The sequence below is a fragment of the Janthinobacterium agaricidamnosum genome, assembly GCF_003667705.1.
In the GTDB taxonomy this organism is placed as follows: Bacteria; Pseudomonadota; Gammaproteobacteria; order Burkholderiales; family Burkholderiaceae_D; genus Janthinobacterium.
Window position 1 is genome coordinate 2,730,901 of record NZ_CP033019.1, and the last position, 14,353, is coordinate 2,745,253.

Genomic DNA, 14,353 nt, shown 5'->3' on the forward strand with positions numbered 1-14,353 from the left:
TTAAGGCACGGCTACCACGAACACGGGCAGGACGAACGGCACTTGCTCCTGCGCATCGCCTTCCTCCGACGGGGCCTGCATGAAATCCTCATTGCGCCAGTCGCCGTTGACCACGCGCTCGGCGATCAGCGCCATATCCTGCGTTTCGCGCAGTTCGCAGCGAAACGGCAGCCGCCCATGCGAGCGCGACACCAGGCTAAAACGCAACTGCCGGCATTGCGCATCGTGCCAGCAATAGAACAGCATATCCTCGCCAGCGAGGGCACTGCGGCGCGCCGCGATCACCTCGCCGATGAAGGCGACGATATCGGCCGCATGGATCTGCGGCGTTTCCTCGTCTGTGGGAGAGAAGCTCCACATATTGGCTCTGGCTTCGTGGTTGATGTCGTCGGGATCAATCTCCACGGGATCGTCTTTGGCCATGGTGAGCCAGTTGCTGAACACCGTTGATAGCGTCATGTCAATCTTTCTATTTTCGTGCGTGCAAGCGGCTAGCGGGCAATGCGGTGGCGGCGTAGCCACTCATCGGCAACATCGCCCATGGTTTTCGCGGCGCCGTCGCGTATCCAGGCCATGAAATCGCGCTGGAACGTAAATTGCGGTCCGCATTGGGCAAGCAAGAAGCGCCTGACGTTCTGCGTATTCCTGTAGTGCACATCAACGACAGTGTGGCGGGAAATAATGCCGCCGTGCCAATCGAATTCCATGCTGTATTCCCTTTGCTGTATTACCTTGAATGGCCAGAGCGTGCCATTCTAGATCATGGGCAACAGTTCAGCGACTGTCCAACTGTCTCACCCCCTAGGCCCATCCGCCAACAACTCCGCCAGCCTGGTCGTCAGCCACAAACTCGTCTCGCTCAGCTTCTTGCCATGGATAGCCAGCCGCCGCACCGGTAGCCTGGATAAAGCCAGCGCAGGGCAGGGCACTTCCTGCAGATAGCCCTTGTAGTTATCGTAATTGGCGATGTTCAGCGGCAAAATTGCCCAGCCCAGCTCGTCCGCGACCATTTCCGCGATGCTGTAAAAACTGTCGGAAAACCAGACGGCGGGGCTGAAGGCCTGTTCGCGGTTGAGCTCGGAATCCATGATCAGCTGGCGGTAGCGGGTCAGCTCGTTGCGGCTTACTTCCTGGCCGTGCGCCATGGGGTGGCCCTTGGCCACGAACACGCCTTGCGCCACGCTGCCAATGTGCTGCTGTTCCAGCACGGGAGAAATCGGGCCACGGTCAAAATGAAAAGCCACGTCGGCTTGCTGCTGCTCCACGTATTGCGCCACTTCCGACGCCGTGGCGTTGAGCATCACCAGTTCCAGCGCCGGGTAGCGCGCCGCCAGCTCTTTTACCAGGGTGCCGATGGCCAGATAGGGCAGGGCTTCGTCCAGGGCCAGGGTCAGCTGCGCTTCGGGCGCCTCGCTCAGCAGCTGGGCGCGCAGCTGCAAGCGCTCGGCCTGGCGCAGCAGTTCGCACGCTTCGAGGTGCATGACCTTGCCCGCTTCCGTCAGCACGGCGCTGCGGCGCGAGCGGTCGAACAGTTCCACGCCGAATTCCGCTTCCAGCAAGCCGATCGAGGTGCTGACCACCGATTGCGCGCGGCCCAGCCTGCGCGCCGCGCCCGAGAAAGAACCGGCCGCGACAGCCGCTTCAAAGTAACGCATTTGTTCCAAAGTCCATTGCATGGCATCCACCTATCTGTTTTACAGATGGATTTTAACTTGAATGCCATTCAGGGGCGACATAAAATGCTTTTACTAATTCAATAACACGAGATCCGCCATGAAAAACGCCCAAGCCCATACCCCCGCCATCAGCTTCAGCTGGTGTCACGACGCCACCGCCGAAGACGCGCTGTGCAAGCTCTACCTTGACAATGTCAGCGCCGACTATATCTCCCATTCGGAGCTGCAGGGCGAACGGGCCGATGCGCCCGGCAACTGGCGCGCGGACTTGCCTGAAGTCATACGCGGCGAAATCCGCGCCGCCCTGTCGCACGACTGGGCGCATGGCGATTCGACCCTGCTGGCCGTCGCCACTGCCGGCGACGCCATCGTCGGCATGGCCTTGGTGTCCATCGATACGCGCCAGCGCGCCTCGAAATCGTTCGCCGCGCTGGACGACCTGGTCTTGCTGCCTTCCGTGCGCGGCAGCGGCATCGGCAGCTTGCTGGTGGAGTGGGTGGCCGACGAGCTGCGCAGCCACGGCATCGCCCGCTTGTTCCTTGAATGCGGCGCGCACAACCTGACGGCACAACAATTCTTCCAGGGCCGCGGCTTCAAGCAAGTGTCCGTCGTCATGCTGCGCGAACTCGACGCAACTACAGCGAGTGCCGCCGTGGATGACAAGGATGGCGACCGTGGCTGACGCAAGCCGCCCCCGACAAGGCCAGGCCCGTGGCAGCCTGGAACGTAAATATTTGCGCAGCACCAGATTTATCCAAACCGATAGTTGTTAAAAGTTACACTAAAATCCATGAGTTGTTTATGCATCCAATGAAAAAATGGCTGACGCTGGCCATCGTCTCCAGCGCCCTGTTCCTGATCGTGGTCGACATGACCGTGCTCTACACCGCCTTGCCCGCGCTGACGCGCGACTTGCAAGCCACTTCCTCGCAAAAACTGTGGATCATCAACGTCTACGCGCTGGTCGTCTCCGGTCTGTTGCCCGGCCTCGGCACCCTCGGTGACCGCTTGAGCCACAAACCCGTTTTCCTCGCCGGCCTGGCCGTGTTCGGCATCGCCTCGCTGTGCGCCGCGTTTTCGCCTGCGCCGGAATGGCTGATCTTTGCCCGCGTGCTGCTGGCCATCGGCGCCGCCCTGATGATGCCGGCCACCTTGTCCATCATCCGCCTGACCTTTACGGATAACCGCGAGCGCTCGTTCGCCATCGGCGTGTGGGCGGCCATCGCCTCCGGCGGTGCCGCCTTCGGGCCCGTGCTCGGTGGTTTCCTGCTGGAACATTACTGGTGGGGTTCCGTCTTCCTGATCAACGTGCCCATCGTGCTGCTGACCTTGGTATTGGCCACTGTCATCCTGCCGAAACGGGCCGGTAACCGCGACAAGCCATGGGACTTGAAGGGCTCGCTGCAAGTCATGATGGGTTTGCTTGGTGGCGTGTATGCGATCAAGGAGCTGGGCAAGTCGCAGCCCTCGTATGCGCTGGCCGCCGCCTCGTTCGCCGTGGGCGCCTTCTTCATGCTGAAGTTCGTGCGTCGCCAGAAGCGCCAAGCCCGGCCGCTGATCGACTTCGCCCTGTTCCGCGAACTGCCGTTTTCCAGCGCAGTGGCCGCCGCCATGGTGGCGTCCGCCGCCCTGATCGGCATGGAACTGGCGCTGAGCCAGCACATGCAGCTGGTGCGGGAACTGTCGCCGCTGGAAGCGGGTCTGCTGCTGTTGCCGCTGCCGCTGGCGTCCGTGTTTGCCGGTCCGTTGACGGGTTTCATGCTGCCGCGCGCCGACAAGGCCAAGGTCTTGTGGGGTTCGCTGTTGCTGTCCGGTATAGGCATGGCATCGTATCTGGTGCTGCATGACGCCGCCGTCTCGGCGCAAGTGGCCAGCCTGGTGATCCTGGGCCTTGGCCTGGGCGCCGTCATGACGGCCGCATCGAGCGCCGTGATGCTCAACGTGGCTCCCCAGCAAGCCGGCATGGCCGCCTCGATCGAGGAAGTGTCGTACGAACTGGGCGCCGTGATCGGCGTGACGGTTCTGGGCACCATCATGTCGGCCGTCTACAGCGCCACCCTGGTGATCCCGGAAAGCGCGGGCCTGCTGCCGAACGCCCATGACACCTTGGACGCGGCGCTGCTGGCCGCCGAGCAATTGCCGGCCGAACTGGGCTTGCAAGTGTCGGAACTGGCCCGTTCGGCCTTCGACAAGGCATTTATTGTCGTGCTGGCAACGGCTTCCGCCATCCTGATGGCGGCCGCCGCCACCATCCGTTACCTGCATCTGCGGGCGCGCCGCGCGATTTAATGAATCAGCGGCACCACCTGGTCGCGCAAGACCGTCCATTGGGCGTGCAGCACGGCCTGGTTGGGGTCGTGTCCGGCCCGTTTTACCAGGGTAAAACCCTTGGCCGGCGCCGTGATGCTGTCGAAATACGTGCGCGCGATGGCGGGCGAGGTCAACAAGTCCGCTTCGCCCGTGATGAAGAAGACGGGCAAGTCGAAGCGTGTCCCCAGCGCGGGCAGGTCGACCTTGGCGAACATGCCGTCGCCGCGCAGGCCGATGAACTGGAGGTACGAGTAGTCATCGGCCGCCTCGGCATCGGCCAGCGCTTGCGGCGTGGCGTAGAACGGCGCCGGCTGCCACCAGTGTTTTGGCGGCGCATCCGTTGCCAATCCCTCATATTTGCGGTCGAAACGGCGCAGGATGCCGAAGTTGCGCGGATCGGTCCATGGCGGCGGCCCCAGCGCTGCCAGCTTGTCCACCGTAGGGGTATCGCCGGCCGCTTGCGCCAGCGCAAGCACTTCGCGGTACATGCCGGCCTCGTTGTCGCGCGCATTGACCACTTGCGCCGTGCCGAGATACGCGTGGAACAGGTCCGGCTGCGCCTTGGCCATGTGCACGCCCAGGATCGAACCCCAGGAACTGCCCATCAAGATGACCTTGTCCTTGCCCAGGTGCTGCCGCAGATAACGGGCTACGGCGATGCCGTCGTCGCGCATCTGTTCCACCGTCAAGGGGATATCTTCCGTCGGGCGCTGTTTCGCGTAGGTCATGCCCGCGCCGCGCTGGTCCCACTGCACCAGGGTGTAATTCTGTTGCCAGGGTGCATAGATGGCGTCGGCAAACGGACTCAAGGCATTGCCGGGACCGCCATGGATAAACAGGATCACGGGATTGCCGCAGGCGGCGCCCGTGACCGTGATCCATTGTTCGATGCCATTGATGGGCACGTAGCCCTGTTCGCGCACGGCTTGCGCGGGCGAGGCGAAGATGGTGCCAGCGGAAAAAGCGGGTTCGGCTGCCTCGACAAACCCCAGGCAGGACAGTAGTGAAAGTACTGAGCAGATTTTGCGCATATTATCCTGACAGAATGTTCCATAACGGCGATGCATCGGAAAAACGTGCAACCCGAAAGCAGAAACTGGGGTCGGACCCTGAGGGTCCGACCCCAGACCTTGCCTTGGGGGTTAATACTCACAGCGTACCCTTGGCAGGCTTGCCGGCAGGCACATCGGCGGCAAACTTGCGCACGAAGACGTGCATGGCATCCGCGTCGCCGACGGCGTGGCCCTGGGCATCGTAGCTGCCGGGCACGTTCAAGCCCGAGCACAGGCTGCCGGGGGCGGCCGTATCGGAGCAGGGCGTGAAGAACATCGGTTCGGCGTGCAAGGAGGTGCCAGCCAGCAGAGCGGCCAGCAGGGACAGGCGGGGCAGCAAGGTCATCGGCTACTTTGGCGGCGGTGGGAGCAGCCGCCAAAGTAGCGTTTTTTACACCAATTGTCCAGATGGAAATATTTCTTTCCGGGACTATGTTTGCTTGTTATTGCGCAACAGGCGCAAGCCATTGGCCACCACCAGCAGGCTGGCGCCCACGTCGGCAAACACGGCCATCCACAGGGTCGCCATGCCGGCCAGGGCCAGGCCGAAGAACACGGCCTTGATGCCGATGGCAAAGCTGATGTTTTGCACGAGGATGCTGCGCGTGCGCTGGCTCAGGCTGATGAATTCAGGCAACTTGCCCAGTTCATCATCCATCAGGGCCACGTCCGCCGTTTCGATGGCCGTGTCGCTGCCGGCCGCGCCCATGGCAAAGCCGATGTCCGCCTGCGCCAGGGCCGGGGCGTCGTTGACGCCGTCGCCCAGCATGGCCACCACGCCGAACTCTTGCTGCAAGGCCTTGATTTCATCGAGCTTGTTTTCCGGCAGCAATTCCGCCTTGACCAGGCTCACGCCGACGTCAAACGCGATGCGCTGCGCCGTCAGCAGATTGTCTCCCGTCAGCATGACGGTCGTCACGCCCAGCGCATTCAGGCGGGCAATGGCGGACGCGGCCGTCGGACGCAGCACGTCGGCCACGGCGATCACGCCCAGCGCACCGGCCGGGGTGGCCAGCACCATGGCCGTGTAGGCTTGCTGTTCCAGCCGTGCCAAAATCGCTTGCAGTGCCGGCGTCAAGACTTTCAATTCCGTCATCAGGCGCGCGTTGCCCAGATAATAGGTCTGGCCATCGATATTGCCTTGCACGCCGCGTCCATGCAGGGCGGCAAACTGGCTGACGGGCAAGTGGCTGCCGGCGGGCGGACCCGCCTTGACGATGGCGGCGGCCAGCGGGTGGGCCGAGTTGGCGTCCAGGCTGGCGGCCAGCAGCAGGATGGTGTCGCGGTCGCTGCCATCCAGGGCCACCACATCCGTGACGGCCGGCTTGCCCATGGTCAGGGTGCCCGTCTTGTCGACGGCAATGGCCTTGATCCGATAACCCGTTTCCAGGAATTGCCCGCCTTTCACTAAAATGCCGCGCCGCGCGGCCGCCGTCAGGCCGCTGACCACCGTGACGGGCGTGGAAATGACGAGCGCGCAAGGGCAGGCGATCACCAGCATCACCAAGGCCTTGTAGACCCAGGCCATGAAGGGCTGGCCCAGCAGCAAGGGCGGCAGCACGGCCACGAGGATGGCGAAGACGACCACGGCAGGCGTGTAGTAGCGGGCGAAATTGTCGACAAAGCGCTGCGTGGGCGCCTGCTTGCCCTGGGTTTCCTCGATCACCTTGACGATCTTGGCCAGAGTGCTGTTGCCGCTGTTGACCGTCACGGTGACGTCGAGCAAACCCCGTTCATTGATGGTGCCCGCATACACGACGTCGCCCACGGCCTTGTCCACCGGCATGCTTTCACCGGTGATCGGCGCCTGGTTGACGGACGATTCGCCGCTGGCCACGACGCCATCGAGGGCGATGCGCTCGCCCGGTTTCACGCGCATGGTCGCGCCGATGGCCACGGTGGCGACGGATACTTGCTGCCAGGCGCCGCTGGCGTCGGCCACTGTCGCCGTGTCCGGCGCCAGCTGCATCAGGCTGTGCACGGCGTTGCGCGCGCGGTTCAGGGACAGGCCCTCGATCAGCTCGGCGATGGCGAACAGGAAGATGACCATGGCCGCTTCCGGCCACTGGCCGATGGCGATGGCGCCAAACACTGCCAGGCTCATCAGGAAATTGATGTTCAGGGTGAACGTCTTCAGGGCAATCCAGCCCTTCTTCAGGGTCGGCCAGCCGCCCGTGGCGATCGACAGCAGGGCCAGGGCGATGACGAGGGGCGAACTGTCTTCATGCGTGGTCCACGCCAGCGCTTCGGCGCCCGCTGCGGCCAGGCCGGAAACGACCAGCAAGCCTTTTTGCATGCCGGACAGATTGCCTTCGTTCGGGTCACGCGCAACGGCAGCGTTCGCTTCCATGGGAATGGCCTGCATGCCGATGCCGTGCAGGGCCGCTTCCACCGTGGCCAGCGCGGGCAGGGTGTGGTGCACGTCCAGCACGCGGTTCATCAGGTTGAAATCGAGGCCCACCACGCCCGCCATATTCGCCAGCTTGTTGCGGATCAAGCGTTCTTCCGTGGGGCAATCCATGTTGGCGATGCGGTATTTGGCCGTGCTCGCGCCGGCGATGGCCGCGCTGGGCAGCGCTGGACCAGACGGGGCCGCAGGCGTGGACGAGCACGCATGCTGGCTGGAACAGCAACTGGCCGCCTTGGGTGCATGCTGATGCTCATGGTCGTGCTTGTGCTCGTGGGTATGATCGTGGCTATCGTGCGGCATCGCATTCGTCCTTCCGGTTTCGTGTATGCTTCCATTAGAAACCCTGTAGCCGCTACAGGGTCAAGCGGAATTTGCACGAAAGAATGAAAAAGGGGATGCCATGCGTATCGGAGAACTGGCCAAACGGACAGATTGTGACGTGGAAACCGTGCGTTACTATGAAAAGGCGGGCTTGCTGCAGGAACCGGGGCGCAACAGCGCCGGCTACCGCGAATACCGCGAAGAACACCAGGAACGGCTGCAATTCATCCGCCATTGCCGCTCCTTGCAGATCGGCTTGACCGATATCCGCGCCTTGCTGGAATTTAAGAACAATCCGGCCGAAGGCTGCCAGAGCGTCAACGAATTGCTCGACCACCATATCCTGCGCATCGCCGAGCAGATGGCAAATTTGCAAACCCTGCAGCAGCAGCTTGTGACCTTGCGCCACCAGTGCGACCAGCCGCAGCCATCGCAAGACTGCGCGATTCTGCAAAACCTGTCCGAGGCGGCCAGCGGCCACGACTGCGCCTGCCATACCGAACTCCCACAATCCCATTGATTCATGCTGAAACTGTTACCTGCAAGAGCTTTATTCACCTTGTCCCTGCTGTCGCCGCTGAGCCATGCGGCAGATATTCCCGCCGCCGCCGGCCACTACCTGACCCTGTACGCCGCCCCCGGCGTGCCGCAAGACGATGATCCGTACACCTGGAGCACGGTGGGCGGCAAGCAACTGACAAAGGGCGTGACCAAGGCGGACGGCCGAGCCTATCTCAAGGCAGAAGAGGGCGAAGAGACGTATGTCCTGGAAACGGTCAGCATGCGCTGGACGTTCACGGTGCCGGCTCGCTGCTGGCAAGAAGCGCCTGCCGCCTTCCAGTCATGCCTGAAACTCAAGCAAAGCGCCAGCCAATACGATATCAGACAGGATGCGGAAAAACTGGCCAGAGAGAAAGATCAACAGGCCAAGGCGGTAGCCTACGAGCTGGCGGTGCGGGCCAACGACGATGCGCTGGCCTGGCTGGGCAAATTGCCGCCGCAGTGTTCCGTACAGGAACACGCCAGGCGCCTGCTGGCCATCGGCGACAAGATCGAGCGGCATATCGCCAGCGGCTTGCGGCAAGGCGGCCCCGATGCGCGCCAGTTTGTCTGCAAGGCGCCCACGGCCTACGGCGCGTTGCCGCAGCAGCAAGCCGTGCTGGCCTATCAGCTGCAGCCGCGGCCCGTGCCGCACGCCGGTGCCGCCTGGGACCAGCTGCTTGCGGCTGCCGCGCAGGGCAACTGGATGGCGCGCCTGGAAGTGTATGAGGCGCTGGCGGAGCGCAAGGTGAGCGAACTGAGCTATGTGGAGCAGGCGCGCCTGGTGCAATTGATGGCATGGCTGCAGCAACGCGAAATCGCCGGCCTGTACAGCTTTTTCAGCGCCCGTACCCTTGGCGATGGTGCCACGCAAGACCGCGTGGCACGCCTGGCCGCCATGCAGGGCAGCGTTGCCGACCAGAGCGTCGTCGGGACGCTGCTGCAGGACGAGGACGATCCGGCACTGGCGGCGGCAGGCAAGCGGATGCTCGCCTGCGCGGCAGCGGCCATGCGGTCGCCGCGCTAACGCGGCAGCAGCGGCGGGCCACCGTCGCCCAGGCGGAAGGCGTCGACCACGCGCAATAAATCATGCGCCTGGTCCTGCATGCTTTGCGCGGCGGCGGCCGATTGCTCGACCAGGGCGGCATTGCGCTGGGTCAATTCGTCCATTTCCGTGATGGCATTGTTGACTTCCTCGATGCCCTTGCTCTGGCGCTGGCTGGCCGCCGTGATGTCGTTCATGATCTCCGTCACCTGCTGAACGGAGGCGACGATATCGCCCATGGTGCGCCCGGCGCTGTCGGCCAGCTCGCTGCCCGTTTCTATTCTGGCAACGGAATCCTCGATCAGCTGCTTGATTTCGCGCGCCGCCGTGGCCGAGCGCTGCGCCAGGCCCCGCACTTCCGTGGCGACGACGGCGAAGCCGCGCCCCTGTTCGCCCGCGCGCGCCGCTTCCACGGCCGCGTTCAAGGCGAGGATATTGGTCTGGAAGGCAATGCCGTCGATGACGGCGATGATGTCGACGATGCGCCCGGAACTGGCCTTGATCGACCCCATCGTCTCGACCACCTGGCCCACGACGCGGCCGCCTTCCAGCGCCACGTTTGAGGTCGACAGCACCATCTGGTTGGCCTGGTGCGCATGGCTGGCGTTTTCCTTCACGGTATCGGTCAGCGCATGCATGGACGAGGCTGTTTCCTGCAAAGAATGCGCTTGCGACTCCGTACGGGCCGACAGGTCCGCATTGCCGAGGGCGATTTCGCTCGCTTCTACCGTGATGGTGGAGCCCGCCTGGCGTATCTCGCCCAATAAAGTGTTCCAGTTTTTCAAGACGGTAGCCAGCGCCCGCGACAGCTTGCCGACCTCATCGTCGCTCCGGGCGTCGATGCGCGTGGTCAGGTCGCCGGCCGCCAGGCTTTCAGCGGCGCGGCACGCCTCGTCGATGGGGCGCACGACGGAGCGCGCCACCCAGGTGGCAATCAGGGCCAGCAGGGCAAAGCCGACAGCCATGGTGCCCAGCGACAGCCAGCCGGCGCGCTGGCCCGCATTTTTTGTCTCTTGCAGCGCGTCGACCGTGCGGTGGTCGAGGTTGAGCAGCACCTGGCGCAGTTGCCCGCTCACTTGCTGGTAGTGCCCGGCGGCATTTTGCATCGCCGCCACGCCCGTATTCGGGTCCATCGAGGCCAGGTCCAGCGCCTGCGCCACGCTGGCACGGTAGCGCTCGACACCGGGCAGCGCCTGGCCCGCTTCCGTGGCGGCGCCCGAGAATTGCTTGAGTTCCTTCAAGCCTTGCGCGATGGCATTGAGCTGGCGATCCGTTTGCGCGCCGAACTGCTTGAACTGTTCGTCCGACAGGCTGGCGGCGATGGCGATCTTCGCATACACGTCGGCGTGTACCTGACCCAGGGCAATGGCTTGCTGGTTGGCAAGCCGCTCGGCCGTCAAGGTCACGTCTTTCAAGTCGCGCATGCGGCTTTCGTTTTGCTGCATGGCGAAATAGGACAAGGCCCCCATGGCCAGCAGGCAAGCCAGCGCGACCACCGGGACGATCAACATCTTCTGTGCGATTTTCACATGAGGCCCATATCGTTGAGAAATTCGTTGAGAGATCGGTGTGCCATCCCGGCGCTGGCGGCGCGGCGGCGGCTACAGGTAGATGCCGCCGCAGACGACGGTCTCGGCGAGTTTCTCGCAATACATTACCTTCGGCTCGATCTTCTTGGTTTCCGGATTCGTGAATTTGTATTCCTGCCAGAACGTGCCCTTGCTCTTGGCCAGGTCGACTCGTTCCTTCACGAAAGCCTTGCCATCGATATCCTTCAGCTCGATCAAGTTCTTGCCGACCATTTTCGGATTGGCGCCATGCGCAACCACCGTCCCGTCGAGTTTATAGACGACCAGGTACAGGTCGTGCAGGATGAATTGCGGCGACTTGGCCGTGATGTCGCCATACGCCTTGGCGTCGCCGGCGCTCTTGATGTAGGACACGCCTTTCTTGACCATGGCTTCCGCGTCGGCGCGCGTGGCGCCGCCTTCGGCAGCGCTGGCGATACAGGGCAGCATGCCGGCGGCAAGCATGACCGACAGGCAAATGGCAGGGGCGAACTTGGGCATGAGAATCTCCTTCACATTGCGGCAGGGGAAAGCCGGCGGGGAACCGGTGCGGTGAGGCGGCGCCTATCGAAGTGCCGACGTTTCATAGTAGCGCGATGCCAGCAGACATGCGCTGGTGCAACAGATTTTTTTTGAATGGGGCGTTTTTGCAACGATGCGTGCAGACGGCCGTAATCGCGTCCACAGAGGGAAAGTGAGAGCGCAGACTAGCGTATCGATAGTGTGGTGCGGGCGCCGCGTTACCAGCTGGCCGGGTCTTCCGCCGCCGCGCGCGCCAGGTCGTCGTGCCAATCTTGCTGCACCAGGCGGTAGATCTCGGCAAAGAAGGCGCGCGGATCGGCCATTTCATCCCACAAGGCAGGCAGGGCATTCGTGCTTTCCGGGTCATGTTCGAGGATGGCCTGGAAATCATAGCCGGGGTCTTGCAGCGCCTGCGCCAGCACGGCCACCAGCGCATGGCGGTGGCGATAGCTGAGTTCCTTGTATTGCGACGTGATGTCGCGCCGTATCAGGGCCACGCGCTGGAGCGGGTCGTTCATGTCCCAGCGGTCCAGTTCCACGCCCAAGGTTTCTTCACGATCATACACGTCGAAGGGGCCGAGAAAATGGTGAAGCGTAGGAATGTAGGGAGCATCGCTCCAGGGGCCGCGCAGCATGGGACTCTTTCGTTTGATTGCTAAATGATCACGCGCATTCGGGCAAGGTCCAGCTTTCGTCGCCCATGTCCGTCGGGTAGATGGCGCGGGTCTGGTTCTGGCCCCAGCGCGCATGGTCGAGGATGCCGTCTTCATGCATGTCCAGTACCCATTCCGTGCTTTCCAGCAAGGTGCCATCCTTGTGGTAGACGCGGAAGAAGGTGGAAGTGCTGAGGGCGCGCACGATGTTCTGCGGCACGCCGTTGCCGTAGTGGGGTACGTAGGTATTGATCACGCACGTGCGCTGATCGTTCCATTCCTGGGCATATACGCTGGCATTGCGCGCCGCGCTCACTTTGATGAAGAGCCAGCCTGCCAGCACGAGGATGAGCAGGAAGGCGGCGGCGATCAGGCCGGTTTTCTTGAGTAGCTGCATGAGGTCATGGCATGGCCAAAAACGAAGTTGCCGCATTGTATGTCAATAGCAGATATGCTTGCCGTACGGCACGTACAGCAAGCATATCCCCGCTAATTGCCGGTAACTTGGCTATTGACTTGGCTATTTGCCCACCGCCGTGTGCAGGGTATTGGCCATGTCCAGATGATGTTGCAACGCTGGCAAGGTCTTCGCGGCAAAGGCCTTGATGTCGGGATCGCTCGCCTTCTGGCTGGCATCCGTGAACAGTTTCACCGCCTCCTTGTGCGCCGCCACGCCGATGGTGGCCGCATATTCCTTGTCAAACTGCGCGCCTTCCAGGCGGCTCAGCTTGTCGATCTGCGCCCGGTGCTTCTTGCCGGGCTGGTCGCTGATCTCGATCTGCTTGCTGCTGGCCAGCTGTTTCAGCTCATCCGCCACTTTCGTGTGATCGGTGACCATGGCATCGGCGAATTTCTTCACTTCCGCATTGCTGCTCTTGCTTTGCGCGACTTTGCTGGCGGCAATTTCCGTGCTGCCAGCGTCGGCGGCCTTGCTGAGGAATTGCTTGTCGTACGCGCCCGGCGCCGCGGCGGCGATGCTGTTGATGGCGATGCCGCTCAATAAGGCAACGGCGGCGCCGATTGCCACGCTTTTGAAGGACGGGGCACGGGAGCTGGTGGTCGGGATAGGCATGGGAAATCCTTTCGAGTGTGGTTTTTTCTACAAGCTGATGACAATGTTAAGCCAGCAGCCTGCGCACACCCATAGGACAGTCGCGATCATGCCCGTAGGATTAGTCCTGTTCGTTAGCGCACAGTTCGACTTGCTTCAGGGCAAATAAGGCGGCAATACCGGCATCGCGGCGCCACGCGGGCATGCCGATATCGAGCCATTCCGCCATCGCGTCCAGGTGCGACGGTTCCGAGACGCTGTGTTCGAGTTCGTCAAGCACCGTGTCGCGGTCGATATACAGGCTATCCAGCCACGCGTCGAATGAAGGCGCCAGTTCCATCAGGCCATGGGCGCGCTTGCCCGTCCACTCCGGCAACTCCTGCACATAGGCCAGCACGCGGCCGCCGCCTTCCTCCGTCAGATCCAGATAAACCATGGAATTGCCGCCATCGCGGGCGAACGGCAGGATGCGCACCGGCATGTCCGTATGCTTGCGCGCGGCGCGGATTTCGCCGACCAAGGTTTCGTCGCAGAAATCGCCTTCGTCGGCGCTGAAAAAGGTATTGAAGCCCATTTTTTCCACGCCGCCATTGCCGTCCGGCACATCGCAGGTGTAATCAAACCAGGCGCCGTTGGCCACTTGCAAGAACGCCAGGAAGGCGGGCGGCAACGGCGCTTCCAGCAGGGCTTCGATGGCGGCGAGCTGCTGCGCCGTGGGGGCGGGCTTGGCGCCCTCGAGCGCCAGGTGGCGGTATTGCGTGTAATAAGTCATTGATTATCCTTGTAGTTTCCTGCGGCCGCCACGCTATCCTTGCAGCCCGTCTCCACCTTGGCCAGCGCATCGACGAGTCCGGCCCGCAGCACGGCCATCGAGCGGGCCTTGTCGTCGATCTGCGCGATTTTCGTTTCCAGCATGGCCCGCTTGGTTTGCGCATCGAGCGCATTTTCCTGCCATACGGCAATGACCTCGGCGATTTCCTTCAAGGTAAAGCCCAGCGCCTTGGCGTGGCCGATCAGCTCGATGCGGCGCAAGGCTTGCGCCGAATATTCCTTGTAGTTATTCGTCAGGCCCGGCTGCGGCGCTTCGTCCAGCAGCCCCTGGCGCTCGTAAAAGCGCACCGTATCCTTGCTGACGCCCGTCAGGCGGGTGATTTCTCCGATACGCATCGATTCCCCTTGACCGTGGACTAAAGTCTACAGTTTAC

The 14,353-nt window shown here is 62.7% G+C and carries 17 protein-coding genes; 4 read left to right on the top strand and 13 right to left on the bottom strand.

Annotation, left to right across the window (positions count from 1 at the left end; translation table 11 throughout):
* The 3 genes from D9M09_RS12245 to D9M09_RS12255 all read right to left on the bottom strand — a co-directional run bounded on the left by D9M09_RS12245 (window position 1) and on the right by D9M09_RS12255 (window position 1,676).
* The gene (locus tag D9M09_RS12245) at window positions 1-459 is read right to left on the bottom strand and encodes a hypothetical protein (RefSeq protein WP_121669410.1); all 459 of its coding nucleotides are present in this window, start codon (window positions 457-459) and stop codon (window positions 1-3) included.
* Window positions 460-491: 32 nt separating this feature from the next.
* Window positions 492-707, bottom strand: a complete 216-nt coding sequence (locus D9M09_RS12250) for a DUF6434 domain-containing protein (protein WP_070218770.1) — start codon at window positions 705-707, stop codon at window positions 492-494.
* 87 nt (window positions 708-794) lie between these two features.
* Window positions 795-1,676, bottom strand: coding sequence for a LysR family transcriptional regulator (locus tag D9M09_RS12255; RefSeq protein WP_070310845.1), 882 nt, complete (start codon window positions 1,674-1,676; stop codon window positions 795-797).
* A gap of 97 nt (window positions 1,677-1,773) precedes the next feature.
* Here D9M09_RS12255 and D9M09_RS12260 point away from each other — a divergent pair, with 97 nt between their 5' ends.
* Window positions 1,774-2,358: a GNAT family N-acetyltransferase gene (locus D9M09_RS12260; RefSeq protein ID WP_121669411.1), complete on the top strand. Its 585-nt coding sequence runs from the start codon at window positions 1,774-1,776 to the stop codon at window positions 2,356-2,358.
* A 128-nt stretch (window positions 2,359-2,486) separates the two neighbouring features.
* Window positions 2,487-3,965 carry an MFS transporter gene (locus D9M09_RS12265; protein WP_276208772.1) on the top strand — a complete coding sequence of 493 codons (1,479 nt, stop codon included), beginning with the start codon at window positions 2,487-2,489 and terminating at the stop codon, window positions 3,963-3,965.
* On the opposite strand, the gene D9M09_RS12270 is transcribed toward D9M09_RS12265, so the two are convergent.
* From D9M09_RS12270 to D9M09_RS12280, 3 genes are all read right to left on the bottom strand, one after another.
* Window positions 3,962-5,017: an alpha/beta fold hydrolase gene (locus tag D9M09_RS12270; RefSeq protein WP_121669413.1), complete on the bottom strand. Its 1,056-nt coding sequence runs from the start codon at window positions 5,015-5,017 to the stop codon at window positions 3,962-3,964. The genes D9M09_RS12265 and D9M09_RS12270 overlap by 4 nt on opposite strands.
* 118 nt (window positions 5,018-5,135) lie before the next feature.
* A complete protein-coding gene (locus D9M09_RS12275; RefSeq protein WP_121669414.1) occupies window positions 5,136-5,384 on the bottom strand; it encodes a hypothetical protein in 249 nt (82 codons plus the stop codon).
* Between the two features lie 84 nt (window positions 5,385-5,468).
* Window positions 5,469-7,748, bottom strand: a complete 2,280-nt coding sequence (locus D9M09_RS12280) for a heavy metal translocating P-type ATPase (RefSeq protein WP_121669415.1) — start codon at window positions 7,746-7,748, stop codon at window positions 5,469-5,471.
* Between the two features lie 100 nt (window positions 7,749-7,848).
* Between D9M09_RS12280 and cadR the strand changes: the two genes are divergently transcribed.
* On the top strand, window positions 7,849-8,289 hold the full coding sequence (gene cadR / locus D9M09_RS12285; RefSeq protein ID WP_070218780.1) for a Cd(II)/Pb(II)-responsive transcriptional regulator: 441 nt from the start codon (window positions 7,849-7,851) through the stop codon (window positions 8,287-8,289).
* A gap of 3 nt (window positions 8,290-8,292) precedes the next feature.
* On the top strand, window positions 8,293-9,336 hold the full coding sequence (locus D9M09_RS12290) for a hypothetical protein (protein WP_162995652.1): 1,044 nt from the start codon (window positions 8,293-8,295) through the stop codon (window positions 9,334-9,336).
* Here the strand turns inward: D9M09_RS12290 and D9M09_RS12295 are convergent.
* The 7 genes from D9M09_RS12295 to D9M09_RS12325 form a co-directional block, all read right to left on the bottom strand.
* Window positions 9,333-10,865 carry a methyl-accepting chemotaxis protein gene (locus tag D9M09_RS12295; protein ID WP_070288384.1) on the bottom strand — a complete coding sequence of 511 codons (1,533 nt, stop codon included), beginning with the start codon at window positions 10,863-10,865 and terminating at the stop codon, window positions 9,333-9,335. The two genes, D9M09_RS12290 and D9M09_RS12295, sit on opposite strands and share 4 nt — an antisense overlap.
* A 90-nt stretch (window positions 10,866-10,955) precedes the next feature.
* Window positions 10,956-11,423, bottom strand: a complete 468-nt coding sequence (locus D9M09_RS12300; protein WP_083287192.1) for a cache domain-containing protein — start codon at window positions 11,421-11,423, stop codon at window positions 10,956-10,958.
* Between the two features lie 239 nt (window positions 11,424-11,662).
* Window positions 11,663-12,079: a hypothetical protein gene (locus D9M09_RS12305; protein WP_121669417.1), complete on the bottom strand. Its 417-nt coding sequence runs from the start codon at window positions 12,077-12,079 to the stop codon at window positions 11,663-11,665.
* Window positions 12,080-12,107: 28 nt separating this feature from the next.
* On the bottom strand, window positions 12,108-12,494 hold the full coding sequence (locus tag D9M09_RS12310; protein ID WP_070310750.1) for a hypothetical protein: 387 nt from the start codon (window positions 12,492-12,494) through the stop codon (window positions 12,108-12,110).
* 123 nt (window positions 12,495-12,617) lie between these two features.
* Window positions 12,618-13,169 carry a DUF4142 domain-containing protein gene (locus D9M09_RS12315; protein ID WP_121669418.1) on the bottom strand — a complete coding sequence of 184 codons (552 nt, stop codon included), beginning with the start codon at window positions 13,167-13,169 and terminating at the stop codon, window positions 12,618-12,620.
* Window positions 13,170-13,269: 100 nt separating this feature from the next.
* On the bottom strand, window positions 13,270-13,920 hold the full coding sequence (locus D9M09_RS12320; protein ID WP_121669419.1) for an SMI1/KNR4 family protein: 651 nt from the start codon (window positions 13,918-13,920) through the stop codon (window positions 13,270-13,272).
* Complete coding sequence (locus tag D9M09_RS12325) at window positions 13,917-14,315, bottom strand: MerR family transcriptional regulator (RefSeq protein WP_121669420.1); 399 nt, start codon at window positions 14,313-14,315, stop codon at window positions 13,917-13,919. Before D9M09_RS12325 ends, D9M09_RS12320 begins: the two co-directional genes overlap by 4 nt.
* Window positions 14,316-14,353 lie beyond the last annotated feature (38 nt).

Excerpts from the sequence above, each read along its gene's own strand:
- D9M09_RS12300 (WP_083287192.1), bottom strand. The coding sequence starts at position 11,423 with ATGCCCAAGTTCGCCCCTGCCATTTGCCTGTCGGTCATGCTTGCCGCC.
- D9M09_RS12320 (WP_121669419.1), bottom strand. The coding sequence starts at position 13,920 with ATGACTTATTACACGCAATACCGCCACCTGGCGCTCGAGGGCGCCAAG.
- D9M09_RS12245 (WP_121669410.1), bottom strand. The coding sequence starts at position 459 with ATGACGCTATCAACGGTGTTCAGCAACTGGCTCACCATGGCCAAAGAC.
- cadR (WP_070218780.1), top strand. The coding sequence starts at position 7,849 with ATGCGTATCGGAGAACTGGCCAAACGGACAGATTGTGACGTGGAAACC.
- D9M09_RS12275 (WP_121669414.1), bottom strand. The coding sequence starts at position 5,384 with ATGACCTTGCTGCCCCGCCTGTCCCTGCTGGCCGCTCTGCTGGCTGGC.
- D9M09_RS12325 (WP_121669420.1), bottom strand. The coding sequence starts at position 14,315 with ATGCGTATCGGAGAAATCACCCGCCTGACGGGCGTCAGCAAGGATACG.
- D9M09_RS12260 (WP_121669411.1), top strand. The coding sequence starts at position 1,774 with ATGAAAAACGCCCAAGCCCATACCCCCGCCATCAGCTTCAGCTGGTGT.
- D9M09_RS12290 (WP_162995652.1), top strand. The coding sequence starts at position 8,293 with ATGCTGAAACTGTTACCTGCAAGAGCTTTATTCACCTTGTCCCTGCTG.
- D9M09_RS12265 (WP_276208772.1), top strand. The coding sequence starts at position 2,487 with ATGAAAAAATGGCTGACGCTGGCCATCGTCTCCAGCGCCCTGTTCCTG.
- D9M09_RS12295 (WP_070288384.1), bottom strand. The coding sequence starts at position 10,865 with ATGTTGATCGTCCCGGTGGTCGCGCTGGCTTGCCTGCTGGCCATGGGG.
- D9M09_RS12250 (WP_070218770.1), bottom strand. The coding sequence starts at position 707 with ATGGAATTCGATTGGCACGGCGGCATTATTTCCCGCCACACTGTCGTT.
- D9M09_RS12305 (WP_121669417.1), bottom strand. The coding sequence starts at position 12,079 with ATGCTGCGCGGCCCCTGGAGCGATGCTCCCTACATTCCTACGCTTCAC.
- D9M09_RS12280 (WP_121669415.1), bottom strand. The coding sequence starts at position 7,748 with ATGCCGCACGATAGCCACGATCATACCCACGAGCACAAGCACGACCAT.
- D9M09_RS12255 (WP_070310845.1), bottom strand. The coding sequence starts at position 1,676 with ATGCAATGGACTTTGGAACAAATGCGTTACTTTGAAGCGGCTGTCGCG.
- D9M09_RS12315 (WP_121669418.1), bottom strand. The coding sequence starts at position 13,169 with ATGCCTATCCCGACCACCAGCTCCCGTGCCCCGTCCTTCAAAAGCGTG.
- D9M09_RS12310 (WP_070310750.1), bottom strand. The coding sequence starts at position 12,494 with ATGCAGCTACTCAAGAAAACCGGCCTGATCGCCGCCGCCTTCCTGCTC.
- D9M09_RS12270 (WP_121669413.1), bottom strand. The coding sequence starts at position 5,017 with ATGCGCAAAATCTGCTCAGTACTTTCACTACTGTCCTGCCTGGGGTTT.